29 protein-coding genes are annotated in these 24,973 nt (G+C 71.2%); 18 read left to right on the top strand and 11 right to left on the bottom strand.

Features of this window, described 5'->3' with window-relative positions; all coding sequences use genetic code 11:
• Positions 1–22 precede the first annotated feature (22 nt).
• On the bottom strand, positions 23–754 hold the full coding sequence (locus tag CPCC7001_RS00900; RefSeq protein WP_006911622.1) for a uracil-DNA glycosylase: 732 nt from the start codon (positions 752–754) through the stop codon (positions 23–25).
• Positions 755–1,013: 259 nt separating this feature from the next.
• On the opposite strand from CPCC7001_RS00900, the gene CPCC7001_RS00895 reads away from it, so the two are divergent.
• From CPCC7001_RS00895 to CPCC7001_RS00880, 4 genes are read left to right on the top strand one after another with little or no spacing between them, the layout of a single operon-like run.
• Positions 1,014–2,225 carry a pyridoxal phosphate-dependent aminotransferase gene (locus CPCC7001_RS00895; protein ID WP_156796807.1) on the top strand — a complete coding sequence of 404 codons (1,212 nt, stop codon included), beginning with the start codon at positions 1,014–1,016 and terminating at the stop codon, positions 2,223–2,225.
• 43 nt (positions 2,226–2,268) lie between these two features.
• Positions 2,269–3,225 carry a putative selenate ABC transporter substrate-binding protein gene (locus tag CPCC7001_RS00890; protein ID WP_006909843.1) on the top strand — a complete coding sequence of 319 codons (957 nt, stop codon included), beginning with the start codon at positions 2,269–2,271 and terminating at the stop codon, positions 3,223–3,225.
• On the top strand, positions 3,225–3,989 hold the full coding sequence (locus CPCC7001_RS00885) for an ATP-binding cassette domain-containing protein (RefSeq protein ID WP_006909328.1): 765 nt from the start codon (positions 3,225–3,227) through the stop codon (positions 3,987–3,989). Before CPCC7001_RS00890 ends, CPCC7001_RS00885 begins: the two co-directional genes overlap by 1 nt.
• A 21-nt stretch (positions 3,990–4,010) precedes the next feature.
• Positions 4,011–5,615: an ABC transporter permease gene (locus CPCC7001_RS00880; RefSeq protein ID WP_006910217.1), complete on the top strand. Its 1,605-nt coding sequence runs from the start codon at positions 4,011–4,013 to the stop codon at positions 5,613–5,615.
• Here the strand turns inward: CPCC7001_RS00880 and mnmH are convergent.
• Positions 5,578–6,660, bottom strand: a complete 1,083-nt coding sequence (gene mnmH / locus CPCC7001_RS00875; protein ID WP_006909537.1) for a tRNA 2-selenouridine(34) synthase MnmH — start codon at positions 6,658–6,660, stop codon at positions 5,578–5,580. The genes CPCC7001_RS00880 and mnmH overlap by 38 nt on opposite strands.
• 93 nt (positions 6,661–6,753) lie before the next feature.
• Here mnmH and CPCC7001_RS00870 point away from each other — a divergent pair, with 93 nt between their 5' ends.
• On the top strand, positions 6,754–7,449 hold the full coding sequence (locus CPCC7001_RS00870) for a GDSL-type esterase/lipase family protein (RefSeq protein WP_006911119.1): 696 nt from the start codon (positions 6,754–6,756) through the stop codon (positions 7,447–7,449).
• 52 nt (positions 7,450–7,501) lie between these two features.
• Positions 7,502–8,389, top strand: a complete 888-nt coding sequence (locus CPCC7001_RS13880; protein WP_050757016.1) for a sigma-70 family RNA polymerase sigma factor — start codon at positions 7,502–7,504, stop codon at positions 8,387–8,389.
• Here the strand turns inward: CPCC7001_RS13880 and CPCC7001_RS00860 are convergent.
• Positions 8,329–9,084: a DUF92 domain-containing protein gene (locus CPCC7001_RS00860; protein ID WP_006910022.1), complete on the bottom strand. Its 756-nt coding sequence runs from the start codon at positions 9,082–9,084 to the stop codon at positions 8,329–8,331. The genes CPCC7001_RS13880 and CPCC7001_RS00860 overlap by 61 nt on opposite strands.
• Before the next feature lie 113 nt (positions 9,085–9,197).
• On the opposite strand from CPCC7001_RS00860, the gene CPCC7001_RS00855 reads away from it, so the two are divergent.
• On the top strand, positions 9,198–9,614 hold the full coding sequence (locus CPCC7001_RS00855) for a hypothetical protein (RefSeq protein WP_006910582.1): 417 nt from the start codon (positions 9,198–9,200) through the stop codon (positions 9,612–9,614).
• On the opposite strand, the gene CPCC7001_RS00850 is transcribed toward CPCC7001_RS00855, so the two are convergent.
• Together CPCC7001_RS00850 and CPCC7001_RS00845 are read right to left on the bottom strand one after the other, a co-directional pair.
• Positions 9,580–10,395, bottom strand: a complete 816-nt coding sequence (locus CPCC7001_RS00850; RefSeq protein ID WP_006911311.1) for a 16S rRNA (uracil(1498)-N(3))-methyltransferase — start codon at positions 10,393–10,395, stop codon at positions 9,580–9,582. The genes CPCC7001_RS00855 and CPCC7001_RS00850 overlap by 35 nt on opposite strands.
• A gap of 8 nt (positions 10,396–10,403) precedes the next feature.
• Positions 10,404–10,868 (bottom strand): DUF3531 family protein, encoded by a 465-nt coding sequence (locus CPCC7001_RS00845; protein WP_006910770.1) that lies wholly within the window; start codon positions 10,866–10,868, stop codon positions 10,404–10,406.
• Between the two features lie 77 nt (positions 10,869–10,945).
• Between CPCC7001_RS00845 and CPCC7001_RS00840 the strand changes: the two genes are divergently transcribed.
• Positions 10,946–11,614, top strand: a complete 669-nt coding sequence (locus CPCC7001_RS00840; RefSeq protein ID WP_006910021.1) for an ABC transporter ATP-binding protein — start codon at positions 10,946–10,948, stop codon at positions 11,612–11,614.
• Positions 11,615–11,630: 16 nt separating this feature from the next.
• Positions 11,631–12,560, top strand: a complete 930-nt coding sequence (gene hslO, locus CPCC7001_RS00835) for an Hsp33 family molecular chaperone HslO (RefSeq protein WP_006910216.1) — start codon at positions 11,631–11,633, stop codon at positions 12,558–12,560.
• Between the two features lies 1 nt (position 12,561).
• On the opposite strand, the gene CPCC7001_RS00830 is transcribed toward hslO, so the two are convergent.
• The 3 genes from CPCC7001_RS00830 to CPCC7001_RS00820 all read right to left on the bottom strand — a co-directional run bounded on the left by CPCC7001_RS00830 (position 12,562) and on the right by CPCC7001_RS00820 (position 15,167).
• Positions 12,562–13,239, bottom strand: coding sequence for a CPP1-like family protein (locus CPCC7001_RS00830; protein ID WP_043369241.1), 678 nt, complete (start codon positions 13,237–13,239; stop codon positions 12,562–12,564).
• Between the two features lie 71 nt (positions 13,240–13,310).
• Positions 13,311–13,556, bottom strand: coding sequence for a hypothetical protein (locus tag CPCC7001_RS00825; protein WP_006911256.1), 246 nt, complete (start codon positions 13,554–13,556; stop codon positions 13,311–13,313).
• A 60-nt stretch (positions 13,557–13,616) separates the two neighbouring features.
• Positions 13,617–15,167 (bottom strand): SulP family inorganic anion transporter, encoded by a 1,551-nt coding sequence (locus tag CPCC7001_RS00820; RefSeq protein ID WP_006911180.1) that lies wholly within the window; start codon positions 15,165–15,167, stop codon positions 13,617–13,619.
• A 178-nt stretch (positions 15,168–15,345) separates the two neighbouring features.
• Here CPCC7001_RS00820 and CPCC7001_RS00815 point away from each other — a divergent pair, with 178 nt between their 5' ends.
• Entirely contained in the window at positions 15,346–16,029 is a 684-nt protein-coding gene (locus CPCC7001_RS00815; protein WP_006910443.1) for a Coq4 family protein, read from the top strand.
• Here the strand turns inward: CPCC7001_RS00815 and CPCC7001_RS00810 are convergent.
• Entirely contained in the window at positions 16,026–17,756 is a 1,731-nt protein-coding gene (locus CPCC7001_RS00810; protein WP_006910111.1) for a SulP family inorganic anion transporter, read from the bottom strand. The two genes, CPCC7001_RS00815 and CPCC7001_RS00810, sit on opposite strands and share 4 nt — an antisense overlap.
• Before the next feature lie 196 nt (positions 17,757–17,952).
• Here CPCC7001_RS00810 and cysK point away from each other — a divergent pair, with 196 nt between their 5' ends.
• From cysK to CPCC7001_RS00785, 6 genes are all read left to right on the top strand, one after another.
• Entirely contained in the window at positions 17,953–18,930 is a 978-nt protein-coding gene (cysK, locus tag CPCC7001_RS00805) for a cysteine synthase A (RefSeq protein WP_006909290.1), read from the top strand.
• Positions 18,931–19,011: 81 nt separating this feature from the next.
• Positions 19,012–19,734 (top strand): response regulator, encoded by a 723-nt coding sequence (locus CPCC7001_RS00800; protein WP_006911691.1) that lies wholly within the window; start codon positions 19,012–19,014, stop codon positions 19,732–19,734.
• Positions 19,715–21,088: an ATP-binding protein gene (locus CPCC7001_RS00795; RefSeq protein WP_006909065.1), complete on the top strand. Its 1,374-nt coding sequence runs from the start codon at positions 19,715–19,717 to the stop codon at positions 21,086–21,088. The genes CPCC7001_RS00800 and CPCC7001_RS00795 overlap by 20 nt, the downstream gene beginning before the upstream one ends.
• Before the next feature lie 4 nt (positions 21,089–21,092).
• Positions 21,093–21,524: a hypothetical protein gene (locus CPCC7001_RS00790; protein ID WP_006910340.1), complete on the top strand. Its 432-nt coding sequence runs from the start codon at positions 21,093–21,095 to the stop codon at positions 21,522–21,524.
• A gap of 136 nt (positions 21,525–21,660) precedes the next feature.
• On the top strand, positions 21,661–21,822 hold the full coding sequence (locus CPCC7001_RS15425; RefSeq protein WP_006910891.1) for a hypothetical protein: 162 nt from the start codon (positions 21,661–21,663) through the stop codon (positions 21,820–21,822).
• Between the two features lie 64 nt (positions 21,823–21,886).
• The gene (locus tag CPCC7001_RS00785; RefSeq protein WP_043369238.1) at positions 21,887–22,954 is read left to right on the top strand and encodes a metallophosphoesterase; all 1,068 of its coding nucleotides are present in this window, start codon (positions 21,887–21,889) and stop codon (positions 22,952–22,954) included.
• On the opposite strand, the gene CPCC7001_RS14705 is transcribed toward CPCC7001_RS00785, so the two are convergent.
• A complete protein-coding gene (locus CPCC7001_RS14705; protein WP_006910010.1) occupies positions 22,951–23,259 on the bottom strand; it encodes a hypothetical protein in 309 nt (102 codons plus the stop codon). The genes CPCC7001_RS00785 and CPCC7001_RS14705 overlap by 4 nt on opposite strands.
• Complete coding sequence (locus tag CPCC7001_RS14700) at positions 23,259–23,690, bottom strand: type 1 glutamine amidotransferase (RefSeq protein WP_006911455.1); 432 nt, start codon at positions 23,688–23,690, stop codon at positions 23,259–23,261. Before CPCC7001_RS14700 ends, CPCC7001_RS14705 begins: the two co-directional genes overlap by 1 nt.
• 322 nt (positions 23,691–24,012) lie before the next feature.
• Between CPCC7001_RS14700 and CPCC7001_RS00770 the strand changes: the two genes are divergently transcribed.
• Positions 24,013–24,546, top strand: a complete 534-nt coding sequence (locus CPCC7001_RS00770; protein ID WP_006909443.1) for a ferritin — start codon at positions 24,013–24,015, stop codon at positions 24,544–24,546.
• Positions 24,547–24,584: 38 nt separating this feature from the next.
• Positions 24,585–24,968, top strand: a complete 384-nt coding sequence (locus CPCC7001_RS00765; protein ID WP_006910837.1) for a hypothetical protein — start codon at positions 24,585–24,587, stop codon at positions 24,966–24,968.
• Positions 24,969–24,973: the final 5 nt, after the last annotated feature.

Raw genomic sequence — 24,973 nt, 5'->3', positions numbered from 1 at the left:
GCCGGAGATTGGCCAAAGCCTGTCACAAACCGCCGCCGGATCGGCGGGTTCCGCCCTGGTCCAGCCGGCGCCGCACATCCTGGAGGTCCTGCCAGGTGAGCCACTTGGGACTGCCGGACTGGCGCGAGGGATTGCGCAGCAGATAGGAGGGGTGAAAGATCGGCATCAGCCAGCGACCGGCCAGCACCGGGCCGGACCCCTGACGCCACTGGCCGCGCAGTCGGGTGATGCCGCCCTTCACCCCCAGCACGCCCTCCATGGCCGTGGCACCCGCCAGCAGGATCACGGCGGGATCATTCAGCTGGATCTGACGGTCCAGCCAGGGGCGGCAGGCCGCCATCTCCGCCGGGGTGGGCTTGCGGTTCTCCGGCGGACGGCACTTCACCACGTTGCAGATGTAGGCATCGCGGTTGGAGTCGATCCCCACGCTGGCCAGCATCTGATCCAGCAGCTGGCCGGCCCGGCCCACGAAGGGCTGGCCGCTGGCATCCTCCTGGGCACCAGGCCCCTCGCCGATCACCATCAGGCGGGCGGCGGGGTCGCCGCGGCTCACCACCACGTGCTGCCGGGTCGCCGCCAGCCCGCAGCGGCGGCAGGCGGCGCAGGCCGCCGCCACGCCGGCGAGGTCGAGATCGGGCTCCACAGCTGGCAACCCGGAGCCTGAAGCGGGCCCAGCGGAAGGCCCTGCAGAAGGGGTGAGGGGGCCGAACAGATCGGGCTGCCCGGTCTCGCCGGTGGTGGGCGGCGGCGGCATCGGAGGGGAATGGACGGCAACGCAGTGCGCCATCCTGTGACAGAGCTGGGCGGAACGGCGGCTTTCGTGCCAGTCGAACCCCGTCAGGGGCCAGGCGTGGTGCAGGATGGCGAAGACGCCTGAGCCGCGCTGTCTCCACGCCGGCCCCCTGCCAATGCCGGATCTAGGGATGGTGGCCACTGCCGCAACCACCAGCGCAAGCCACGACATCAGTGCCATGGCGAGCGGGAACAGCCTGCCGACGGCCAAGCCGGTCCTGATGGGCGCGGGAGGATCCGGCCAGCCCCAGCCCCGGTGCGGGGCCGATCTCCTCTCCCAGCGGGCCCGGGCTCTGCGCCCCTCCCTCACCCTGGGGATCGCCGCCCGCGCCAAGCAGCTGAAGGCCGAGGGCCGCGACATCTGCAGCCTCAGCGCCGGGGAACCGGATTTCGACACCCCCGCCTTCATCCGCCAGGCCGCCACGGCGGCGCTGGAGGCGGGGCACACCCGCTACGGCCCGGCCGCGGGCGAGCCGGCCCTGCGCGATGCGATCGCCGCCAAGCTCTCGCTGGAGAACGGGGTGCCCACCAGCCGCGAGCAGGTGGTGGTGACCAACGGGGGCAAGCAGGCCCTCTACAACCTCTTCCAGGTGCTGCTCGACCCGGGCGACACCGTGCTGCTGCCGGCCCCCTACTGGCTGAGCTATCCGGAGATCGCCCGCCTGGCGGGCGCTTCGGTGACCCTGCTGCCCTGTGAGGCCTCCCGGGGATTCCGCCTCGACGCGGATCAGCTGGAGCGGGCGATCACCCCGGCCACCAAGCTGCTGGTGCTGAACAGCCCCAGCAATCCCACCGGCATCGTGCTCTCCCGCCGCGAGTTGGAGGCCGTGGCCGCGGTGCTCCGCCGCCACCCGCACGTGGCCGTGGTGTGCGACGAGATCTACGAGTTCCTGCTCGCCCCCGGCCATCAGCACCACAGCCTGGCCGCTGTCGCGCCAGACCTCGCCGGGCGGGTGTTCACGGTCAACGGCTTCGCCAAGGGCTGGGCGATGACCGGCTGGCGCATCGGCTGGCTGACGGGTGCCGAACCGGTGATGGCGGCGGCGGCGGCGCTGCAGAGCCAGTCCACCAGCAACGTCTGCAGCTTTGCCCAGTACGGCGCGGTGGCGGCCCTGGAGGGGTCGCGCGACTGCGTGCGGGCCATGGCCGGAGAGTTCAACCACCGGCGGGCGCTGCTGAGCGCCGGGTTGCAGGCAATTCCAGGCGTCGCCCTGCCCACGCCGGAGGGGGCCTTCTACGCCTTCCCGGATGTGAGTGCCTACGGACTCGACTCCATGACCCTGTGTGAGCGCCTGATCGATGAGGTGGGCCTGGCGGTGGTGCCCGGCGTGGCCTTCGGCGACGACCGCTGCATCCGCCTGTCCTGCGCCGCCGCGCCGCCCACGATCGAAGACGGCCTGGCGCGCCTGGGGCGGTTCCTCGCTTCGCTCTGAGAACCGTTCGGGCAGGATCGTCGGGTCGTCAGTTTCCGGACCCTTGACCCCACGAGAACGCTGGGCCGTTGCGCTCGCCGGCCTGCTCCTGATCGGCCTGCTGCCAACGGCCTGTTCCCCCCGCCCCGACGGTGCCTCGGCCCCGGATGGCAGCAGCAGCGAGGCCGCCCGACCCAACGAGAAGCGGGTGCTGCGCCTGGGTGCCATCCCCGACCAGAACCCCGAGAAACTCAACCGCCTCTACGGCCTGGTGGCCGAGGAGCTGAGCGAGCAGCTGAAGGTGCCCGTGCGCTTCGTGCCGGTCACCGACTACACCGCCGCCGTGAGCGCCTTCCGCACCGGCGATCTTGACCTGGTGTGGTTCGGCGGCCTCACCGGCGTGCAGGCCTGGCTGCAGAAACCCGGTGCCCGCGCCCTGGCCCAGCGGGACATCGACCGCTCCTTCCACAGCGTGTTCATCGCCAACCCGAAGAGCGGCCTCAAGCCCATCAGCGATCAGGACGGGCTGCGACAGTTGAAGGGCAAGCGCTTCACCTTCGGCTCGGAGAGTTCCACCTCCGGCCGCCTCATGCCCCAGTACTACCTCAACCAGGCCGGCGTGCAGCTGCGCGATTTCGCCGGCGGCAATCCGGGATTCAGCGGCAGCCACGATGCCCTCATCGCCCTGGTGGAGAGCGGCACCTACGACGCCGGAGTGGTGAACGAGCAGGTGTGGCGCAGCCGGATCGAGGAGGGCAAGGTGGACACCACCAAGGTGGTGGAGCTGTGGCGCACGCCCGGCTACGCCAACTACACCTGGGTGGTGCAGCCCGGCCTGGACAAGGACTACGGCCAGGGGTTCACCCAACGGCTGGAACAGGCCTTCACCGGGCTGACGTCCAGCGATCCGCGCCAGGCCCAGATCCTGGAGCTCTTCGGCGCCGACAGCTTCGTGCCCGCCAGCAACAAGCAGTACGAGGCGATCGAGGCGGTGGGGCGCCAGGTGGGCAAGATCCGCTGATGGATCCGGCCTCGGTGCTGGAGCTGGAGGAGATCCACGTGCGCGGCCGCGGCCAGCCCCGCCTGGACGGGGTGAGCCTGCGGCTGCGGGCGGGAGAGCGGGTGGCCCTGCTCGGTCCGAGCGGCGCCGGCAAGAGCACCCTGCTGGCGGTGGCCAACGGGGTGATCACGCCGGAGCGGGGGCGGCTGCGCTGGCAGGGTCGCGAGCGGGCCCGCTCCGCGCGGGCCCGGCGGCGCCAGCAGGCGCGCATCGGCACCCTCTGGCAGGACCTCCGCCTGATCGAGGAGCTGAGCGTGCAGCAGAACCTCAATGCCGGCCTGCTCGGCCGGTGGGGATGGCCGCGGGCCCTGCTCAACCTGCTGCTGCCGCTCGAGAGCGACGCCTGCACCGCCATCCTGCGACGGCTCGATCTGGATCCGGCCCTGCTCGATCGGCCCGTGGCCGCCCTCTCGGGCGGTCAGCGCCAGCGGGTGGCCCTGGGCCGGCTGCTGCGCCAGGAGCCCGTGCTGCTGCTGGCCGATGAACCCCTGGCGAGCCTGGATCCCCGCCTGGCCGCCGAGCTGCTGCAGCTGCTGCTGGAGGAGGGCCGTGCCCCCCGGGCCCTGCTGCTGAGCCTGCACCGGCCCGACCTGCTCGACGGCTTCGACCGGGTGGTGGGGCTGCGGGGCGGCCGGCTGCAGTTCGACCGGCCCCGCCAGGAGGTGGACAGCGGCCTGCTGGCATCCCTCTACGCCGGCTCGGAGCCCATGGCGTCAGAGGCGTGAGGACCCTGTGAGAGCCCGGCGATGATCGACACGGCGGCCAACGGAGCCTGGTGGTGGCGCTGCAGGCCGGCGGCTCCCCTGTGGGTGCTGCTGCCGGCCCTGGTGCTGCTGCCCCTGGCAATGCTGCTGCCTGCCATCGGCCACGGCGGCGGCTGGAGCCTGGTGGGGCGGTTCGCCCTGGCGGTGCTGCGCCCATCGCTGGATCCGCTGGTGGTGAGTTCTGTGCTCGCCGGCCTGGGGGTCACCGTGGGCATGGCCCTGCTGGGGTGGGCCCTGAGCCTGGCGCTGGGACTGGTGCTGGGGGTGCTGAGCTCGCGCCTGGTGTGGCAGCGCTGCAGCGGCCGAGAGTGGCCGGCGGAGCTGATCCGTCGCCTGCTGGCCCTGCCCCGCTCCATCCACGAGCTGCTCTGGGGCCTGCTGCTGCTGCAGGTGGTGGGCCTGCAGCCGGCGGTGGCCGTGCTGGCGATCGCCATCCCCTTCGGAGCCCTGGTGGCCCGGGTGGTGAGCGATCAGCTCGACGCCCTGCCCACCGTGAGCCTGGAGGCCCTCACGGCCGCCGGCGTCGGGGCACCGGCGGCCCTGCTCACCGCCATGGGGCCGCCGCTGCTGCCCCAGCTGCTGAGCTACGGCGGTTACCGGCTGGAATGCGCCCTGCGCAGCGCCACCCTGCTGGGGGTGTTCGGCCTGGGGGGGCTGGGAACGGAGCTGCGGCTCACCCTGCAGTCGCTGGCCTTCAGGGACCTGTGGACCGGCCTGTGGCTGTTGCTGGCGGCCATGCTGCTGCTGGAGTGGCTGGTGGGCCTGTTGCGACGGCGCTGGACGATGCCGTCGCGGCTCAACCTCATTCCGCAGGTCGATGCGAGACCGGGTGACGGCAGCGTGGGCCGCAGCGGGCGGGAACTGGTGCTGGCGGGCACCCTGCTGCTGCCCGTGCTCGCGTTGGTGGCCTGGGCCCTGCAGGTGGATCCCCGCGGCCTGCTGCGCTGGCAACCGCTGCCGCCCATGCCCCCCGCCGACTGGGCCGCCGTGGCGGCGCTTCCATGGCCGAGCCTGGTGGGCCACACGCTCGGGCTCACCCTGCTGGCCGCGGCCCTCGCGGTGGGGCTGGCGCCGCTGCTGCTGCTGATGGTGCGGCCCTGGCCCCTGGGGCAGATCGCCGTGCGGGGTGTGTGGGCCCTGGGCCGGCTATGGCCACCACCGCTGATCGCGCTGCTGCTGCTGTTCGTGCTCGAGCCGGGCGTGGTCACCGGCGCCCTCGCCCTGGGACTGCACAACCTGGGGGTGCTGGGCCGGCTGCTGCTGGAGAGTGCCGAGCACCGCGGCGAGGGGGCGGAGCAGGCCCTGGCCGGTGCCGGCAGCGGGCCGCGTCTGGCCTTGCTCTACGGGCGTTTCAGCGCCCTGGCGCGGCCCTACCTGGCCTACGGCGCCTACCGGGCCGATGTGATCCTGCGCGAATCCGTGGTGGTGGGTCTGGTGGGAGCCACGGGCCTGGGCAGCCAGCTGCTGGAGGCGCTCAGCAGCTTCGCCTACGACGAACTGGCGGCGCTGATGCTGGCCTACGCCGGGCTCACCCTGCTGGGTGAAGACCTCAGCGACCGCCTGCGCCGCCGCATGCTGGCTGGCTGAGGGCAGCGCCGCCTGCGGAGGACGCCCGTTGCACCAGCCCCCGCTGCAGCAGCAGCTCGGCCGCGGCAGCGGCCGGGAGGTCCTCCAGCTCCACCGGCCGGCTGCTGTGGCCATCCAGCTCATGGTCGTAGCAGCGGTCGTAGTACTCGAGCATCTGCAGGCAGGCGGAGGGCCAGTCGCCGGCGGCAATGGCCTCCAGGGCCACGGCGGTGCGCTGGGGGCCGAGCCGGCGGCCGATGCGGCGGGTGGCCTCCGCCAGCGCTTCCGGCTCCTGTACCCCGTAGATCCGCACCAGCTGGTTCACCCGTTCCTCGAGCGGACGGCGCACCTCCAGCACGGGTGCCTGTTGCATCTGGCGCCAGAGGGCTCCGGGGATGCGGCAGCGGCCCACCTGGGCGCTTTCGGCCTCCAGCCAGATCTGGACAGCCCCCTGCCGGGCGGTGAGGGCGGTGGCCAGGCGGTTCTCGAAGTGTTCGCTGCTGGGCTGGGGCGGCAGCCCCAGCCCCCCGAAACTGCTGCCGCGGTGATGTGCCAGCCCCTCCAGATCCACCACGGCCGCACCCCGCCGCTCCAGCTCCAGCAACAGGTCGGTCTTGCCGGTGCCGGTGCGGCCGCCCAGCAGGCGCAGGGGCCAGGGGCGCTCGAAGCGGCTGAGCACCCAGTGGCGGAAGGCCTTGTAGCCGCCTTCCAGCAGCAGGGTGGGCAGGGCGAGCTGCTCGGCCAGCCAGGCCACGCTGGCACTGCGCATGCCGCCCCGCCAGCAGGTGAGGCGCAGGGGCAGTCCCGGCGAGACCGTGGCGACGGCGGCCAGCTCCCGGGCCATGGCCTCCAGCCGTGGACCCACCAGGGCCAGGCCCCTCAGCACGGCGGCCTCGCGGCCGGCCTCCTTGTAGAGGGTGCCGATCTCGGCCCGCTCCTCATCGCTGAACAGGGGCAGGTTGCGGGCGCCGGGGATGTGCCCCTGCCGGAATTCCGCCGGGCTGCGCACATCGAGCAGGGGCCCCGGCTCGGCCAGGAAGGCATCGACCGGCTGCCGCAGGGCCATGGTGCTCGGAGATCGCATCTGGCCAATCCTCCCTGGCCGGCCGGGATCGGGCGTGCAGCAGGATCGCGTCGGTTCAGCTCCCGGCAACCGCCCATGGGTCTTCAGGTTCCGCGCAAGTTGATCGTGATCGGCGACAGCGGGGTGTACGGCTGGGGCGATCACGAACAGGGCGGCTGGTGCGAGCGGCTGCGGCGCCACTGGATGGCCCTTGGCGATGGCCCGGTGGTGTACGGCCTGGGCGTGCGCGGCGATGGCCTGGCCCGGGTGGCGGCACGCCTGGAGCGGGAGGTGGGGTGCCGCGGCGAACTGCGCCGCCAGAGCCCCCAGGGCATCCTGCTGGCGGTGGGGGTGAACGACACCGCCCGGGTGGGGCGCCCGGACGGTCGCCCCCAGCTCGATGCCGATGGCTTCCTGTTCGGCCTGCAGCAGCTGCTGCAGCGGGCCGGGGCGCTGGCACCGGTGCTGGTGCTGGGGCTGACCCCCGTGCTGGAGGAGCGCATGCCCTTCGCGGAGGTGCTCTGGTACTCCCTCGACCAGCTCCGCCGCTACGAGGCCCTGCTGGAGCAGGCCTGCCTCGAGGCCGATGTGCCCTTCCTGCCCCTGCTGCGGCCGATGCTGGCCGATCCCGGCTGGCGGCACTGGCTGTGCCCGGATGGCCTGCACCTCAACAGCGGCGGCCACGGCGAGGTCTACCGCAGGGTCCGGAGCTGGCCCGCCCTGTGCGCCTGGGCAGGCCAGTGCCCGCCGGGCTCACCCGATCGGGTGAACGCGGCTCACCCAAGGGAGTGAGGGTGCGGCCGGGCGGCCCGCAGAGCGTGGAAGTGGATCCCCATCCCCGTCCATGCACCCCCGTTCGGTTCCCCCTGCCCCGCCCCCACCCGGTGATCCAGGCCCCGATCCCGGCCCTGATCCCGGCCGGATCCGCTCCAGGAACCGGGCCCTGCTCAACCGGCTGGACCGGTCCCGCCAGAAGCAGGCGCGGCTGCGCTGGCGCAACGCCCTGGTGGAGAACAACCTGGCCCTGGTGCGCATGGTGGCCCAGCGGGAGAGCCGTCGCACCGGGCAGCCCTTCGATGAGCTCTGCTCGGTGGGGTTCGAGGCCCTGGTCCACGCCGTGGAGGGCTTCGACATCCGCCGCGGGGTGAGCCTGAGCAGCTATGTCGTGCCGTGCGTTCGCGGAGCGATGCTGCAGGACCGCCGGGATCGCCAGCAGCCTCTCCAGACGCCTCGACGGCTGCGGGAGCTGCACCAGAGGGCCGAGCGCTGGCTGGAGCAGCGCCGGGCCGCGGGTCTGTCCGCCCCGGATGGCCCGCGGCTGGCCCGGGCCCTGGGCTGCAGCCTCAGCCAGCTGGAGGAGTCGGGACGGGTGCACCGCGCCCTCCAGCTCTGCAGCCTCGATGCACCAGCAGCCGCTGGGGACGGCGGGGAGGCCGGCAGCCGTCTGGACCAGCTCGCCGATCCCGCCACGGCCCTGCGCGGCCAGGCCGAAGCCGGCCAGGATCCCCATCTGGCCTGGTTGCGCGAGCAGCTTGACCAGCTCGATGCCCACGACCGTCGCCTGGTGGAGGGCCACTGGCTGGACGGCCTCGGCTGGAGCGAGCTGGCGCGGGAGCTGGCCAGGCCTGCCCACCTCTGCCGGCTGCAGGGGGTTGCCCTGCTGGCGCAGCTTCAGGCGGCGGCGATGGCCAGCCGGGTCGCCATGGCCAGCGCCGCGGCGAGCACGGTCTGAACGCCGTTCACCATCTCGTTGGTCAGCCAGCCGCAACGGGGCTGCACCGTGGCACCGATCACGCTCTCCAGCAGGGTGGCCACCAGGCCCACGCCGGTCACCAGCAGCCCATCCCCCCAGCCCTGCAGCAGCCCCAGACCCGCCATCCAGGCCGCCATCAGGGCACTGCCGGCCAGGCTGGCGGCCGTGCCCTCCAGGCTCACGGCCCCTTCGGTGCCTGGAGGCACGGGGCGCAGGCTGGTGATCAGCAGGGTGTGGCGGCCCCAGCGCTTGCCGATCTCGCTGCCGAAGGTGTCAGCCAGCTTGGCGGCGAAGCTGGCCGCGAAGCCCACCAGCAGCAGCGGCCGCCACACCGGGGCCACCAGCACGCTCAGCACGGCCAGCGCTGCACCCGCGGCGGCGGACCCCCACACGTTCTCCGGTCCGCGCCGTCCGCCGCGCGCCTCCGCCAGCCCCGCCTCCTGTTTCCGCCGGAAGCCCAGCCGCGTGACCAGGGAGCCCAGGGCCAGGTAGCCCACCACCGCCAGCCACCCCCGGGCACCCAACGTCCCCCACAGGAGCGTGCCCAGGGCACCGGCATGGGCCCATCCCGCGGCGGTGAGCAGGGGAAGCCGCTGGGCCGCGCCGATCAGCACGGCATTGAGAGCCAGGGCGATCAGCCAGGTGGACAGGAGCTGCGGGGGCGGGGCGAACACGGGCGGCTCCGGCCTGGAACGGCCCTCCCAGTGTGTTGCACTGCCCTAAGGCCAGCGCCCCTGGAGCCTCTGCCGGCGGATAATCACCCCACGACGTTGCCGCCACAGCCGCGATGGTGTTCAAGCGCAAGGGCTTCTTTCTCGACCTGAGTGGGGGCGACGGCGGCAAGGAGTCCAAGCCGGCCAAGGTGGCGATCGCCCAGCAAGCCGCACCGGAAGCGGCCCCAGCGCCCGCCAAGGGCAAGGCCGGAGCCAATGCGGCCAGCAAGGCTCAGGCGCCGGCACCCGCCGCCACAGAAGCCGCCACAGAAGCCGTGACGCCGGTGGTCGCGGCGGCCGTGGCCCTCACCACCGCCGAGGCGATCGCCGCGGAGCTGCGGGCGGCCCAGGAAGCCCTGCCGCCCCCGTCCCAGGTGACCTTCGCGCCGGACTGCCTCAACCCCGCCAATGCCCTGCCGATGAAGCGGCGGCGTCCGGGCGCCAACCTCGGCGCCTTCAAGGCGATGGCCGACCAGATGTTCCGGAGCTGAGCGGCCGCTGCCGGCCCTGGCGCCATGCACTCAGCAGGGTGACGCCGGCCACCGCTGCCGTGGAGGTGCGCAGGATTCCGTCCCCCAGGGACACGGCCAGCCAGCCCCGTTCCAGCGCCTGCTCCTGCTCCAGGGGCGACCACCCCCCCTCCGGTCCCACCGCCAGGGTGACGGTGCTCGAATCCGGCGAAGCGACCTTGGAGCCCTCACGCTCGAGCACCTCCAGCAGCGGAGCGGCGTCGCTGCAGCGGGTGGTGGCCAGCAGCAGCAACTGATCCTCCGGCTGGCGGGCGAACCAGGCAGCCGCCGGCTCGGGCCCAGAACTCCGGGGCAACCAGAGCCGCTCGCACTGCTCCAGGGCCTCCCGCAGCACCGACCGCTGCCGTTCTTCCCGGGGCGGCGCATCGACCACGCTGCGCTCGGCACTGAGCCACTGGATCTGATCGATGCCCAGCTCGCAGGCCATCCGCAGCAGCACCTCCCCATCCCGCCTCGGCGGGGCGATGGCTAGGCGCAGGGGCGGGGCGGGGCGGGGCCCCTGCTCCAGGGGTCGCTCGAAAGGCTGCTCCAGCAGCGCCGCCCCCTCCTGCCGCGCCGGATCGGTCTGGAGGTTCGCCGACCACAGCCTGCCCAGGCCATCCACCACGGCAAAGCGATCGCCCTGCCGCAGCCGCAGCACGCGGCGCAGGTAGTGCAGTTCCCCGCGCTCCAGCGGCAGCAGCCCACCGGCCTCCGTCAGCCGCAGCGGATCCACCAGCAACCGGCGCAGCTCCCGGCCCACTGCGACGCTCAGCTCTCCGAGAGGCCGCCCAGCATCGGCAGCATCGCCTCAGGCTGTTCCTCGATCGGCCAGTCCTCGTTGAGCCCCCCCACCAGCAGCTCGGTGATCTCCACCACGTCGTTGTCCAGCTGGCGCAGGGTGTTGATCAGCACGTCGAGGCCGAAGGCGTCGCTGGTGCCGAGATCCACCCAGCAGCGGGCCCACTCCCCCTGGTATTCCATCGGACCCATGTTGTGCATCAGGGCCGGCAGAGCGCCGTCGGCGGCTTCGGTGTCGTAGGCCATCCAGCTGAGCTCCGCCCCCTCCTCGTGGGCCTGGAGGTTCTCGGCATTGAAGCCGCCGAGCTTGCCCAGAAAGAACCAGCTGTCGAAGGCCGTCTCCACGTAGCCCCGCTCCCCCTGGCCGGGTGGATGGGAAAAGCGCAGCCAGATCCAGCAGTTGAAGGGATCGAAGTCGCGGAAGCGCACCTCCATGGCAGACCGTGCGGCCAGGCCGCAGCGCGAACGTCACGCCACTATCCGACACGGCCCCCTCCAGGCATGCTGGGGCGATGCTCGAACTGCGCGGCATCCGCTACCAACCGGCCACGGCCAGCAGTCCGGTGCTGCGCGAGGTGGACCTGCAGCTCGCGCCCGGAGCCATCGGCCTGGTGGCCGGCCGCAGCGGCGGGGGCAAGACCACCCTGCTGGAGGTGATCAGTGGTCTGGCGGAACCCGACCGCGGCTCGATCCACTGGAATGGCGATCCCCTCTCATCCCGCCAGCGCCGCTGGCTGTGCGGCCTGGTGTTTCAGTTTCCCGAGCGCCACTTCCTCGGGCTCACCGTGGGCCAGGAGCTGCGGCTGGGCCACCGCCGACTGGACCAGGACAAGGTGGCGGCGGTAATGGAGCTGGTGGGACTGGCGGGCCTGAGCCTGCAGCACCTGCCCGAGCAACTGAGTGGCGGCCAGCAGCGGCGCCTGGCGCTGGCGGTGCAGCTGCTGCGCAACCCCGGGGTGCTGCTGCTGGACGAGCCCACCGCCGGTCTGGACTGGGCCGTGCGCGACGACATCGTGGCCCTCCTGCAGGCCCTGGCCCGGGACCGGGCCGTGCTGGTGGTGACCCACGAACCCGAACTGTTCCAGGGGGCGGCGGCCAGTCGCTGGCGCCTGCAGAACGGCAGCCTGACGGACCTGTCGGCAGAGGCGACGCCGCCAGCCGCGCTCCTTACGATGCGCTGAGCCGAAGCCTCCCCCCGTGCCTGTCCAGCCTGGAGGCGACCAGTTGGTGCGGGCCACCGCCGCCGGCGGCGGCATCCGGCTGGTGGCGGTGTCCACCACCGGGGCCAGCCGGGCCGCGGCCAGCCGCCACCAGCTCTCCTTTCTCACCACGGCCCTGCTGGGGCGGGCGATGGGGGCGGGGCTGCTGCTGGCCAGTTCGATGAAGATCGCCCATGGACGGGTGAATCTGCGCATTTCCTCCGACAGCGCCCTGCGGGGGCTGATGGTGGATGCGGGCCGCGACGGCACCGTGCGGGGGTACGTGGGAAACCCCGGCCTGGAACTCGATCTGGTGCAGGATTCCGGCGGCGCCTGCCAGTTCGACTTCCGCACGGCCACCGGCACGGGCTATCTGCACGTGGTGCGCGACTGGGGACGCGGCGAACCGTTCAGTTCCACGGTGGAGCTGGTGAGCGGTGGGATCGGCGATGACGTGGCCTCTTACCTGCTGCACTCGGAGCAGACCCCTTCGGCGGTGTTCGTGGGCGAGCGGATCGACAGCCAGGGCGTCCATTGCAGTGGCGGCGTGCTCGTTCAGGTGCTGCCCAAGGCGGCCCGGGAGCCGGCGCTGGTGGCCCTGCTGGAGGAGCGCTGCCGCGAGGTGGAATCGTTCAGCGCGGAGCTGGAGGCCTGCGAGGGCGACCTGATCAGCCTGTTGCAGGCCATCTTTCCCGATCTCGACCCCCTGCCCATCGGCGAGCGCGCCGAGGCGCAGCCGGTGGATTTCCGCTGCCGCTGCAGCCGTGACCGCAGCCTGGCCGCCCTGAAACTGCTGGGGCGCGAGGAACTCAGCGCGATGCTGGAGGAGGACGGGGCAGCTGAACTCACCTGCCACTTCTGCAGCACGGTGTATGGGGTGAGCGGCGTTGAACTCGGCGATCTGATCGCCGAGTTCCCGGCGCCCTGATTCAGGCGACGAACAGGGCAGCCAGAAGCAGCAGGAGCAGGGTGGGGATGCTCTGCAGCTGTTGCGCGTTGAGCGGCAGACCCGCAGGTGCGCCGGAGGCCAGGGCACCCATCAGCAGTCCGCCGATCACCAGGCCCAGGGTGAGCAGGCCGAACCCCCAGCCCACGGCAGCCAGAAAGCGGCGGCGGCGGCGCTGCAGGCACACCACCGTGAGGCCCGTGGCCAGGGCGAGGAGAAACTCCGGGGCCACCGAAGGCACCAGCAGCAACAGGCCCAGCAGGAGGCCGAAGCCCCCGAGGGCAAGGGCCAGGTCGCTGCCCTGGGCCAGCTCCAGGGTGGGGAGGCCCAGGGCGGGCCTGGCCACCTTGGGCAGGGAGAGCTGGGGCAGGGCCGGCATCGCCACCCGCGGCGGCGGCGGGGCCAACTGTTCACGGGCGGAGGCGGTGCGGGCCGCCGTGCTCACCCGGCCCTGCTGACGCTGCTTCAGGCGTTCCATCAGCAGGGCGTCGTAAGCCGCCTCGATCCTCGAGCGGGCCATGGGGTCGTCGCCGGCTTCATCGAGGCGCAGCTGCTTGGCGGCCTGCACCTCCTCGAAGCTGGATTCCGGGGTCACCCCCAGACGCTCATAGGGTCCGAGGGGCTCAGCCGCCGGGGGTTGGGGATCGGAAGGATCTGGCATCACCATCGCCGGCGAACAGCACGCCTGCAGAGAGCGTATCGAGGCCAGGCCGCAAGAGGGGAAAGCGACACCTAGAAGAGGGGATCGCTGAAACGGAATCCACCTTCCTGCTCCAGCCGCACACGGCAGCGCTCCGCCTCGTCGGGATCGAGCCGGTGGCGCCGCTTCAGCAGGGGCATCTGGGGGGGGAGATGGCTGCCCTCGCGCATCTCCACACAGCCGGTCAGGGCAGAGCCGCTGACCCCATCGAATTGAAAGCTGACGTAGTCGCAGCCCCCGTCCGGGCGGGGACGCACCAGCCAGAGCGGCTTGAGCATCGCCGTGATGGTTCGTTACACGAAGTCTGGCTCGGCCGGCGGGCGAGTGTGGCTGCCGGCCTAATGGGCGCCGGCCGGCTCTCCGCCCCGGCCGCCCGCTTCCTCCGCCACCCCGATGCGGGAGAAGAGATCGGTGCTGGCGGGGTTGAGGTGCACCACCTCCACCGTGCTGCCGCCCAGCTTGATGCGGCGGATCACCTGGTCGAGGGCCGTGACGCCGCTCTGATCCCAGATGTGGGCCTCGCCCATGTCGATGGTCACCCGGGGCGGGTGTTCGTGCACGTCGAAGCCCTGGCGGAAGTAGATGCTGCTCACGAAGAAGAGCTGGCCCCGCACGGTGTACACGCGGTGGTCGTCGCTCACCAGGCGGGATTCCACCGCGATCACCTTGGCCACCTTGCGGCTGAACAGGATGCCGGCGAGGGCCACCCCGGCCAGCAGGCCGATCGCCAGGTTGTGGGTGAGCACCGTGATCACCACGGTGACGAGCATCACGGCGGTGTCGCTGCGGGGGATGCGGCGAATGGCGCTGATGGAGCGGCGGTTGGCGGTGTTGATCGCGATCATGATCATCACCCCCACCAGCGTGGCCATGGGGATCCGGTTCACCCAGTCACGGGCCAGGAGAATCATCCCCAGCAGGCTCACCCCGGAGATCAGGGTGGAGAGGCGGGTGCTGCCGCCGTAGCCCACGTTCATCACCGACTGGCCCACCAGGGCACAACCGGGCATCCCCCCGAACAGGGAGCTCACGATGTTGCCGATGCCCTGGCCGCGGGCCTCCACGTTCTTGTGGCTGGTCTGGTCGGTGAGGTCATCGAGGATGTCCTGGGTGAGGAAGGTCTCCATCAACCCCACCAGGGAGATGGCCAGCGCCGTGGGCAGGATCAACCCCAGGGTGTTGAGATCGAAGGGCACCTGGGGCAGGCCGAACGCCGGCAGACCCGCAGGCAACGTCCCCAGGGAGGCCACGGTGGGCACATCCAGCTGCAGCCCGATCGCCAGTGCGGTTGTGAGCACGATGGCCACCAGGGCGGAGGGAATCGCCCGGGTCAGCCGCGGCAGCAGGTAGATCACCGCCAGGGTGAGCAGGGTGAGCAGCCACACCGCCGGCACCTGGTCGGCACGCACCGCCACCTTCTCCGGATGGAACACATCGAGGCCGAGCTGGGGCAGCTGGGCCAGCAGGATCAGGATGGCCAGCGCATTGACGAATCCCGCCATCACCGGCTGGGGCACGAACCGCATCTGGTGCGCCAGGCGCAGATAGCCCCAGGCGATCTGGAACAGACCGGTGAGCACCCCCGCCGCCAGCAGGTACTGCAGTCCCAGGCCCTGCCCCAGGGCCTCGCCCTGGGCCACCAGGCCCGTCATCAGCAGCGCGGTGGAGCCGGTGGCGGAGGTGATCATCGCGACGCGGCCGCCCACGATCGCCAGGGTCACGGCCAGGCAGAAGGCGCCGAACAGGCCCACCTGCGGGTCCACCCCGGCGATGCCCGAGAAGGCGATGGCCTCCGGGATCATGGCGAAGGCCACCACCAGGCCCGAGAGGATGTCGCGATGGGGTCGTTGCCACCACTCGCGCAACGAGAAGCGCTGGGGGAAGACCATCGGGAGCACAGTGGGGGATGGTGCGGGGGAAGGGGAGGACGGGGAACAGGGCATCAGCCGACCCTGCCGAGCCAGGTCACCGTGCTGGCCACCTTCTCAGACCGAGGGGCTCCCGACCGGATACCCCAGACGCCGCGCCCCGGCCGGGCGATTCTGGAGACTCTTCGCCAGGCACCGGATGTCCCGTTTTTCGGAGCTGTTGCGGGCGGCGAACAACCTGAAGCTGCTGGTGGCGATCGGCCGCAGCGGTGGCGATCTGGGGTCAGTGGCCGATCTCGTGGACAACATGCTGGCCACGCCCCAGATGGACGCCTGCCTCCAGCGCTTCCGCGCCCAGCCCGGTGCGGCCGCGATGCTGGAGGCGCGCTACCCACCCCTGCAGCCCGACCTGGCGCGGCTGGCGTCCCTGCCGGAGGGGAGCCTGGGCCGCTGCTATGCCGAGCTGATCCACCGGCTCCACTACGACCCTGCGTTCTTCCGGCCCCGGCCGATCGACACGGAGGCCCTCTGGCTGACGCAGCGCATCGCCACCACCCACGACATCCACCACGTGGTGTGCGGCTTCGGAACACTCCCGGAGGGTGAGACGGGCGTGCTGGCGGTGACGGCCACCCAGATCGGGTTCCCGGCCTACGTGCTGCTCACCACCGCGGCCCAGCTGTCCACGTTCAGGCTCCAGCCTCAGCGCTTTCCGCGGATGAGTGCCGCCGCCGCCCACGGCATCAGCCTGGGCCGCCAGGCCTCCTGCCTTGCGGCGGTGTGCTGGGAGGAGGCCTGGGACCGCCCGGTGAGCGAGTGGAGAGCGGAGCTCGGCATCCTGGAGCCCGCCGATAACGAGCCCTACGGGCTTACTTCGGCCTAAACCGGGGAGGCGGCCGGTTGGGTGGCTGCCCCGAGGCCTTCGACGGCGCGCTGCAGCGCGGAAGAACGGCTGAGGCTGGCGTGGTCAGCCGGCAGCTTCGCGAACAGTCCCAGCTTCTCGAGCCGCTGACGGGTGGTGCCGCTGGCGCCGACCACATAAACCTGGCGGCCCTTCTCGATCGCCTCCTCCACGGCGTTCTCCACCGCCAGGGCGGCGGTGACGCCGAGGTGGGACACCTCGGTGAGGTCGAACACCACGGCGCTGCAGTCACCGATGGCGTTGTGCTCGCGGCCGATGGCCTTGGCCACCCCGAAGATCATGGCGCCGGTGAGCTGAAACAGCAGCACCTGACCCTGACCCCGATCGAGCAGGCTCCTCTCCTCCGGCTCGAGCAGAAGGTCACCGTCACCGGTGGAGATCGACTTCACCGCCTGGCTCTGCAGGGCGCTCATCTTGTCGATGGTGACGATGTTGGCGATGAACACGCCGATCCCCACGGCGGCGATCAGATCCACCAGCACCGTGAGAGCGATCACCAGATACATGATCAGCGCGCCGGTGATCGAGATCCGGTGAGCGCGCTTGAGGAAGCTCCAGTCCACGATGTCGAAGCCCACCTTGAGGGCGATGCCGGCGAGCACGGCCTGGGGGATCTGGGCGGCCAGAGGCCCGCCCACCAGGATCACCAGCATCAGGATCAGGGCGCGGCTGAGGCCGGAGAGGGCGCTGCGGCCCCCGGCCTGGATGTTCACCACCGTGCCCATGGTGGCGCCGGCTCCGGCGATGCCACCGAACAGGCCGGAGACGAGGTTGCCGAGGCCCTGGCCGATCAGTTCCTTGTTGGAATCGTGCTCGGTGCGGGTGATGCTGTCGGCGATCACAGCCGTGAGCAGGGCATCGATGCAGCCGAGCATGCCCAGCACGGCACCGTTCACCAGCATCAGCTGCAGCTGGGAGGCCTCGAAGGTGGGCACCTGCAGCCTGGGCAGGCCGGCGGTGATGGCCCCGATGCGGCGGATGCCCTCCACCTCGGCGGAGGCATCGGCGCCGCTGAGCAGGGTGAGGGAGAGGATCGTGCCGGCGATGAGCGCGATCAGCTGGGGCGGGGCCAGCTTCCGGATCCGGCCGGGGGTGAACCAGAGGATGGCCAGGGTCACCACCGCCAGGGTCACTTCCGCCGGTCGGGCACCGGCGATGAGGCCCGGCAGGTTGGTGAGGGTGCCCAGCACCCCTCCCCTGGGGATGGCCTGGCCGAGGAAGGGCCCGATCTGCAGCACCATCAGGATGATGCCGATGCCGCTCATGAAGCCCGAGATCACCGTGTAGGGCATCTGGGTGACATAGCGGCCCAGGCGCAGCACTCCGAAGAGGATCTGGAACACTCCGGCCAGCATCACCACGGTGAAGGCCATGGCCAGGCCGTTCTCCGGATCCTGGGCCGTGAGGCTGGCGATCACGGCGGTCATCACCACGGTCATCGGGCCGGTGGGCTCCGAGATCAGGGTGGGGGTGCCGCCGAACAGGGCGGCGAACAGACCCACCAGCACGGCCCCCCAGAGGCCCGCGGTGGCACCGGCTCCTGAGGCCACCCCGAAGGCCAGGGCCATCGGCAGGGCGATCACCGCTGCGGTGACGCCACCGAAGAGGTCGCCGCGGATGTTGCCGGTGCTGAAGTGATTCAGCACCCGGAAGGCTGGACGAGCTGGTGATGCCTTGACTGTGGCCATGCAACGCACCTGCTCCTCAGGAGCCCTCCGGGGTAGCGAACATTAGAGACCAGCTCGGCTGCAACACGGCCCGCCCGCAATGGTTGTTGTGGGAGCGTGTTGCGGAGTCCGGTTCACGCCGGATCGGCTGGAGCAGGAGCTGCCGTTCCGGCCGCACCAGCCGTCCCTAGGGTGAGCGGCAGGAACGGCGCTCACGATGGCGATCTACGCCGACAACAGCCTCAGCATCGGCAAAACCCCGTTGGTGCGCCTCAACCGCGTCACCCGGGGCTGCGGCGCCACCGTTCTGGCCAAGATCGAAGGCCGCAACCCGGCCTACTCGGTGAAGTGCCGCATCGGGGCGGCCATGATCTGGCAGGCGGAGCGCGATGGCCTGCTGGGTCCGGGCAAGGAGCTGATCGAGCCCACCAGCGGCAACACCGGCATCGCCCTGGCCTTCGTGGCGGCCTCCCGGGGCATTCCGCTCACGCTCACCATGCCCGAAACCATGAGCCTGGAGCGCCGCAAGCTGCTCACGGCCTACGGAGCGCGGCTGCTGCTCACCGAGGGCCGGCTGGGCATGCCCGGCGCCATCGGCGCCGCCCAGGAGCTGGCCGCCTCGGAGCCGGATCGCTACGTGCTGCTGCAGCAGTTCGCCAACCCCGCCAATCCGCGCATCCACCACGACACCACCGGCCCCGAGATCTGGGAGGACGCCGAAGGCCACGTTGACGTGCTCGTGGCCGGGGTCGGCACCGGCGGCACCATCACCGGCGTGAGCCGCTACATCAAGCACACCCTGGGCAAGCCGCTGGAATCGGTGGCGGTGGAACCGGTCACCAGCCCGGTGATCACCCAGGCCAAGGCCGGCGAGGAGCTCAGGCCGGGGCCCCACAAGATCCAGGGCATCGGCGCCGGCTTCGTGCCGGCCAACCTCGACCTCGACCTGGTCGACCGGGTGGAGACGGTGAACGATGCCGAGGCCGTGGAGATGGCACGCCGGCTGATGCGGGAGGAGGGGATCCTGGCCGGCATCTCCTGCGGCGCCGCCACCTGCGCAGCCCTACGGCTGGCCGCCGATCCGGCCTACGCCGGCAAGACCATCGTGGTGGTGCTGCCCGATTCGGGCGAGCGCTACCTCAGCTCGGTGCTGTTCGAGGGCGTGTTCAACGAGAGGGGCCTGGCCCTGGTGTGAGCGGGGACAGTGCGTCGACCGACCAGCCGGGGGCTGGGGTGAGGATGAGCCGCACACGCCTCCTGCCGGCCTGCCGGAGCCATGGCCCGACCCCACCGCATCTGGGTCGTCGATGACGATCCCGAACTCCGCCAGATGCTGCAGCGCTATCTCGGCGATCAGGGCTACGAGGTGCGCTGCCTGGCCAACGGCCAGCAGCTCACCGCCCGGCTCGAGAGCCAGCGGCCCGATCTGGTGGTGCTCGATCTGATGCTCCCCGGCGATGACGGGCTCTGCCTGCTGCGGCGGCTCCGGGACGGCGGCGACGACCTGCCGGTGCTGATGCTCACGGGCAAGGGCGATGCGGTGGACCGCATCATCGGCCTGGAGCAGGGCGCCGACGACTACCTGGCCAAACCGTTCCTGCCCCGGGAACTCACGGCCCGCATCGAGGCGGTGCTGCGCCGGCGCGGCAGCGGCCCGGCCGGAGCGCCCCAGGCGGAGGCCAGTCCGATCCCCTTCGGCGCCTGGGTGCTGCACCCCAGCAGCCGCCAGCTGGAGCGGCAGGGCCAGCCGGTGAGCATCACCAGCGGCGAGTTCAGCCTGTTGCTGGCGTTTGCCCAGCACCCCCACCGGCCCCTGTCGCGGGAGCGGCTGATCGAACTGTCCCGCGGCCCCACCAGCGACACCGATGCCCGCAGCATGGATGTGCAGGTGTCCCGGCTGCGGCGGCTGGTGGAAGACGATCCCTCCCAGCCCCGCCACATCCAGACCGTGTGGGGTTATGGCTATGTCTTCGTCCCCGATGGCCAGCCGCGGGTCTAGGCGCCACCGCGGCCTGCGGGTGCTCGCCTATGCCGGCTGCGGGCTGCTGCTGTGGCTGCTGTGCCTGGTGGCGGTGCAGTCGCTGCTGAGCCGTCGTCTGGCCCGCAGCCAGATGGCTCAGCTCGGCTCGGAAGTGGCCTTCAGCCTGCGGCTGGGGGAACTGGCCCTGGAGCAGTACCCGATGGAGGCGGTGGCCGAGCTCAGCGGGCTGGAGCTGGCGGAATCACCGCCGCCAGAGGGATCCCATGGCCAGGCCGAGGCGGAGGCCCTGCACGAGGAGCTCTGCGACCAGCTCGGCTACTGCCGCGACGTGGTGGCTGCCGGGGGAGGCCTGTGGGTGGAGATGGTGTCACCGATCGAGCCGATCTGGCTGTCGGTGTCGGTGCCCGCCCTGCGTCGCTGGCCGCCCGACCCCCTCTCCCTGGTGCTCTCCCTGGTGGCCAGCGGCCTCGGCCTCTCCACCCTGGTGCTGAGCCTGGAGGTGCAGAGGCCGCTGCGGCAGCTGGAAACTTCGCTGCAGCAGCTCGGCAGCGGCCAGAACCCCGAGCCGCTGAGCGAGCGCGGCACCCGGGCCGTGCGCCAGATCACCCGCCGCTTCAATGCCCTGCTGCAGCGCCTGGAGGACGGGAGGCGCGAGCGGGCCACCATGCTCGCCGGAATCGGCCACGACCTGAACAGTCCGATCACCCGGCTGCGGCTGCGGCTGCACCTGGCGGAGAGCCAGCCGATGACGGCGGAGGACTCGGCCAAGGCCCAGGCCGACCTCGATGCGCTCGAGCGCATCACCCGGCAATTCATCTCCTTCGCCCGGGGGGATGCCGATGAGGCTCCGGTGGAGGTGGAGCTTGATGCCCTGCTGGCGGAGGTGGCGGGCCAGAGCGGCGTGCGGGGGCTCACCCTGCGCCTGCGGCCCCTGCGGGCCTGGGTCCGCCCGACCAGCCTGAGCCGGGCCGTGGGCAACCTGCTCAGCAACGCTGCGAGCCATGGGCAACCACCGATCGAGCTGGCACTGGAGCCCTGGAACGGAGACGGATTCTCCATCACCGTGACGGATACAGGCAGCGGCATCCCCGATCCGCTCTGGGAGCAGGCCCTTCAGCCGTTCCGACGGCTCGACGAAGCCCGCGGCGGCGACGGCCATTGCGGCCTGGGCCTGGCGATCGCCCAGAGAACCGCCACGGCCCACGGAGGAGAGCTCTTCCACCGGCATCCTCCCCAGGGCGGCTACACCCTTGGACTGCGCGGACGGTCCCTCGGCAGGGCGGCGTTGTCAGATCTGGTCACATCTTCAGGGGCCTCGGTCAGACCTGAGGCAGATGGTTCGCCCAGGATCAACGGTGTCGCTCCCGATTGAGCCCATGGCCCTGCGTTCCCCTCTGCCCACCACCCTGCCCCGCCTGCTGATCAGCGGAGGCTGCCTCACCGCCGCCACCCTGGCGCTGGCCCTCGGCAGCTTCACTCCGGCCATCGGCCAGACCTCCGCCCCTCCGGAGCGGCTCACCCCGGCCCAGAAGGAGAAGATCTTCCCCGAAGTGAAGGCCCTGATGGTCAAGAAGCAGCAGCAGAGCATCAAGATCCAGGAGGATTACCTCCGCTGCACCAGGGCAGCCAGCAACCAGGAGGCCCTGCGCAGCTGCAAGAAGGCCGACGGCCAGTCCCGCAGGAAGCTGCGGGCCGAGACCCGTGAGGAGCGGCGCAAGATCTACGCCCGCAACGGCATTGAGGTTCCTGTGGGCGGCCCCGGCAAGGGCCGCAAGGGTGCGAAGCGCTCCGGCGGTGGCGGGGCCTGAGCCTCGGCACCCCGCCCCCCAGGCCCCAGAGCCGTCGACCCAGAGCCGTCACAGGCGCTCACATCTTGTGATGCAGCACGGGTAGTCGGGAGATCGGGGGCTGCCTACGGTTGAGACAGCCGTCAAGGGAGCCCCCATGCACACCCACGACCTGGAAAACCACGACAACCTCTACGCCGATGAGATCCAGGCGGTGGTCGGGGAATCCCCCAGCGACGCCCGCTCCCATGCCCTGTGGGCCGTGGCCGTGATCGCCGCCATGGTCGTCGGCCTCGGCGCCTCCCTCGCCGTCTTCTGATTCCGTCGCCTGATCGCCGTCGGCGGGTCGCGGCATCATGCAGCCAACCCGCCTTCGGATTCCGATGCCCCCCGCTCGCCGGCCCTTGCTCCGCCGGCAGTTCCTCCAGCTGGGTGCCGTCGGCGCCGCAGCGCTCGCGGCCCGGAGCTTCGACTCCAGGCCTGTCCTCTCCGGGCCAGTGGCCGGCACTCCGGGCCCCATGCAAGCCCCGTTGCGGCTGGCCCTGATCAGTGATCTCAACAGCAGCTACGGCTCCACCAGCTACGTGCCCCAGGTGCAACGCGGGGTGGACCTGCTCCAGAGCCTGGCGCCCGATCTGGTGATCTGCGCCGGGGACATGGTGGCCGGCCAGAAAGCAGGGCTCGACGCAGGGCAGCTCGATGCCATGTGGCGCAGCTTCGGCCGGCAGGTTCTCGATCCCCTGCTGAACAGGGGCATCCCCTTCGTGCCTGCCATGGGCAACCACGATGCCTCCAGCAGCCAGAGCCAGGGGAGGTACCTGTTCGCACTGGATCGGCAGCGGGCCGAGCGGTTCTGGACCGCCCAGCGCACGCGGCTGGGGCTGAATCTGCAGGCCGGCGCCGCTTTCCCCTTCCGCTACAGCCTGGTGCACGGGGACGTGTTCATTCTGGTGCTGGATGCCTCGTCGGCCTCGCTCGGCGCCGACCAGAGGCGTTGGGCCCAGCAGCAACTGGCCAGTGCCGCGGCCCGGCAGGCCCGGCTGCGTCTGGTGATCGGCCATCTGCCGCTCTACGCCGTGAGCCAGGGCCGGGACCGCCCCGGCGAGGTGCTGCATCGCCCCGGCGAGGTGCTGCAGCTGCTGGAGAACGGGCAGGTGAATCTCTACGTGAGCGGCCACCATCACGCCTATTTCCCCAGCCGCGTCGGCAGGCTGAACCTGCTGAGCCTGGGAGCGATGGGCAGCGGTCCGCGGCGGCTGCTCCAGAGCAGCCAGAGCCAGGGTCAGACCCTCACCCTGCTGGAGCTGCCCGCAGGCGGCTCGGAGCTGATCGACACCACCTACAGCCTCAACAGCCTCAGCCCCCTGGATCCAGCCGTGCTGCCCGGCCAGCTGCAGCCCAGTGCCGGGCCCAGCCTGCCCCGCCGCTCGCCGCGGATCCCCCTGGCCTAGGTCCCTGGGGCCAGACGATCAAGCAGGTTGTCGATCAGGCGGCGCCCCTGGCGGCGACAACGCTCCCCCCAGTGGTGGGCCTCGAGCCTGATCCGCTCGGCCCCGCCGGGGCCGAGGGCCGCCTCCACATAGGCGCCATCCTCAAGGAGCCAGCGATCCAGATCGCCGGGCAGCACTTCCACATGGCACTGCAGGCCATAGGCCCGCGGCCCCAAGCGGAAGATCTGCTCCGGGCAGAGCAGGGTCGAAGCGAGCAACTGGGCCGTGGATGGCAGGCGCACCCGGTCGCCATGCCAGTGCAGCATCACCTCACTCGGATCGAGACCGCGGACCAGCGGTTCCTGCTCAGAGCCACGGTGAAGGACACCGCCCCCCAGCCCACCTCGCGGATCGCCACCGGCGGCTCACCGGCACTGAGGGGTTCCACAACCCCACCGGCGGCATGCACCAGCAGCTGCGCTCCCAGGCAGATGCCAACCACCGGATGGCGGCGTTCCAGCACGCGGCGCAGCAGCTCCACTTCCGCCGCAAGCCAGGGATAGGCGGGATCGCCGATCTGGGCTACCCCCATCGGTCCACCCAGCACCAGCAGCACATCGCCGGCGCCCGGATCGGGCAACGGATCACCACGGTCAGGGCGCGACACCCGCAGCTCCCAGCCCCGGGCGGCGGCGGCCTCGGCGAACAGGCCCGGCCCCTCGCGGTCGAGGTGCTGGATGGCGAGCAGGCAGGGCATGGCAGGCAACTGCTGGAGCCCATCCTCCCCCCTGGCGGCCGCGCACCCCCGATGCATGCATCTGTGCCATTGGCTGCCCGCCCCCGTCGCATCGATCAGCCCCAGGTCAGCACAGCGGCAGCAGGCTGGAGCGAGCCGCCCGACCCCCCGTGCTTCGTGTTCACGGCAACCGCCTCAGCCTGCTGGCCGCCCTCGCCGCCCACTGGGCGCAGCAGCAACTGGATCTCCCCGCGCTGGGGGCTCCCTTGCCCGGACGCCGGGTGCCGGCAGCCTCCCCCATCCATAGCCTGAAGAGACTCCACCGCCAGGATCCCGGACCCCTGTGAATCAGCTCACCCAAGCCATCAACCGGCATCTGGAATCGGAATTCCAGGCCAGCCACACCTACCTGGCCATGTCGATCTGGCTGCGGGAGAGGGATCTGGCGGGCTTCTCGCAGTACATGCACGCCAAGAGCGATGAGGAGCGGACCCATGCGGCCCGGATGATCGCCTACCTGGTGGACTGCGATGACGAGGTGATCCTTCCCACCATTCAGGCCCCTCCGCGCCACTGGGATTCGGTTCAGCAGCTGTTCGACCGGGTCTACGAGATGGAGAAGGAGGTGACCGCCTCGATCAACCAGCTCTACAGCCTCGCCGATGAGCGCGCCGAGCGCAGTGCCGCGGCGATGCTCGACTGGTTCGTGGAGGAACAGATCAAGGAGGAGGCCGAGGCCCGGTTCGTGCGCAAACGCCTCAGGCTGGCGGGGGACAATGCCGCGGCGCTGTTGCTGCTGGATCAGCAGTTTCTCGAAGGCACCGCCCTGGCCCACGTGAAAGCCACGATGATGGGCTTCAGCAACCAGGGGGCCTGAGGCCAGGCAACAATGCCAGCAGCGCCGCAACCGGGTTCATGAGTCATCTGCGCGACATCATGCAGCGACTCGCCAGCCGGCAGAGCCCCACGACGGACCACGCCCCACAGGTCCTGTTCCAGGACGAGCTGGAACGGTGCACCGATGCCATGCTCCAGTACGAGTGGGCCTGGCTGGAGCGGCACCGGGAAGACCTGGAGCAGTGCCGCTTCAATCCCACCATGCTCGAAGCCAGCGGCGGCAGCACCCATCTCGAGCTGCTGATCGCCCAGGCCAGCCAGTACGCAATCCAGCTGGAGGAGCTCTTCCGCCAGCGGGGCCTGGTGCCCAGCCGCCACTCCCACACCGTTGCGGCGGCGGAACATGCCTGGGAGCTGAGCAACCCCGGGCTCCGGGCCCAGTGGGGCATAAAAGCCCCCTAGGGGGC

Origin of the sequence: Cyanobium sp. PCC 7001 (assembly GCF_000155635.1) — a bacterium.
In the GTDB taxonomy this organism is placed as follows: Bacteria; Cyanobacteriota; Cyanobacteriia; order PCC-6307; family Cyanobiaceae; genus NIES-981.
The sequence above is the reverse complement of the archived record's forward strand: the minus strand, read 5'-3'. Positions and strand labels throughout refer to the sequence as shown.

What these genes read in the sequence shown, in the direction of transcription:
- CPCC7001_RS00900 (WP_006911622.1), bottom strand. Translation starts at nt 754, where the DNA reads ATGCCGCCGCCGCCCACCACCGGCGAGACCGGGCAGCCCGATCTGTTC.
- CPCC7001_RS00895 (WP_156796807.1), top strand. Translation starts at nt 1,014, where the DNA reads ATGGGCGCGGGAGGATCCGGCCAGCCCCAGCCCCGGTGCGGGGCCGAT.
- CPCC7001_RS00885 (WP_006909328.1), top strand. Translation starts at nt 3,225, where the DNA reads ATGGATCCGGCCTCGGTGCTGGAGCTGGAGGAGATCCACGTGCGCGGC.
- CPCC7001_RS00880 (WP_006910217.1), top strand. Translation starts at nt 4,011, where the DNA reads ATGATCGACACGGCGGCCAACGGAGCCTGGTGGTGGCGCTGCAGGCCG.
- mnmH (WP_006909537.1), bottom strand. Translation starts at nt 6,660, where the DNA reads ATGGCCCTGCGGCAGCCGGTCGATGCCTTCCTGGCCGAGCCGGGGCCC.
- CPCC7001_RS00870 (WP_006911119.1), top strand. Translation starts at nt 6,754, where the DNA reads ATGGGTCTTCAGGTTCCGCGCAAGTTGATCGTGATCGGCGACAGCGGG.
- CPCC7001_RS13880 (WP_050757016.1), top strand. Translation starts at nt 7,502, where the DNA reads ATGCACCCCCGTTCGGTTCCCCCTGCCCCGCCCCCACCCGGTGATCCA.
- CPCC7001_RS00855 (WP_006910582.1), top strand. Translation starts at nt 9,198, where the DNA reads ATGGTGTTCAAGCGCAAGGGCTTCTTTCTCGACCTGAGTGGGGGCGAC.
- CPCC7001_RS00845 (WP_006910770.1), bottom strand. Translation starts at nt 10,868, where the DNA reads ATGGAGGTGCGCTTCCGCGACTTCGATCCCTTCAACTGCTGGATCTGG.
- CPCC7001_RS00840 (WP_006910021.1), top strand. Translation starts at nt 10,946, where the DNA reads ATGCTCGAACTGCGCGGCATCCGCTACCAACCGGCCACGGCCAGCAGT.
- CPCC7001_RS00830 (WP_043369241.1), bottom strand. Translation starts at nt 13,239, where the DNA reads ATGCCAGATCCTTCCGATCCCCAACCCCCGGCGGCTGAGCCCCTCGGA.
- CPCC7001_RS00825 (WP_006911256.1), bottom strand. Translation starts at nt 13,556, where the DNA reads ATGCTCAAGCCGCTCTGGCTGGTGCGTCCCCGCCCGGACGGGGGCTGC.
- CPCC7001_RS00820 (WP_006911180.1), bottom strand. Translation starts at nt 15,167, where the DNA reads ATGGTCTTCCCCCAGCGCTTCTCGTTGCGCGAGTGGTGGCAACGACCC.
- CPCC7001_RS00815 (WP_006910443.1), top strand. Translation starts at nt 15,346, where the DNA reads ATGTCCCGTTTTTCGGAGCTGTTGCGGGCGGCGAACAACCTGAAGCTG.
- CPCC7001_RS00810 (WP_006910111.1), bottom strand. Translation starts at nt 17,756, where the DNA reads ATGGCCACAGTCAAGGCATCACCAGCTCGTCCAGCCTTCCGGGTGCTG.
- cysK (WP_006909290.1), top strand. Translation starts at nt 17,953, where the DNA reads ATGGCGATCTACGCCGACAACAGCCTCAGCATCGGCAAAACCCCGTTG.
- CPCC7001_RS00800 (WP_006911691.1), top strand. Translation starts at nt 19,012, where the DNA reads ATGGCCCGACCCCACCGCATCTGGGTCGTCGATGACGATCCCGAACTC.
- CPCC7001_RS00795 (WP_006909065.1), top strand. Translation starts at nt 19,715, where the DNA reads ATGGCCAGCCGCGGGTCTAGGCGCCACCGCGGCCTGCGGGTGCTCGCC.
- CPCC7001_RS00790 (WP_006910340.1), top strand. Translation starts at nt 21,093, where the DNA reads ATGGCCCTGCGTTCCCCTCTGCCCACCACCCTGCCCCGCCTGCTGATC.
- CPCC7001_RS15425 (WP_006910891.1), top strand. Translation starts at nt 21,661, where the DNA reads ATGCACACCCACGACCTGGAAAACCACGACAACCTCTACGCCGATGAG.
- CPCC7001_RS00785 (WP_043369238.1), top strand. Translation starts at nt 21,887, where the DNA reads ATGCCCCCCGCTCGCCGGCCCTTGCTCCGCCGGCAGTTCCTCCAGCTG.
- CPCC7001_RS14705 (WP_006910010.1), bottom strand. Translation starts at nt 23,259, where the DNA reads ATGCTGCACTGGCATGGCGACCGGGTGCGCCTGCCATCCACGGCCCAG.
- CPCC7001_RS14700 (WP_006911455.1), bottom strand. Translation starts at nt 23,690, where the DNA reads ATGCCCTGCCTGCTCGCCATCCAGCACCTCGACCGCGAGGGGCCGGGC.
- CPCC7001_RS00765 (WP_006910837.1), top strand. Translation starts at nt 24,585, where the DNA reads ATGAGTCATCTGCGCGACATCATGCAGCGACTCGCCAGCCGGCAGAGC.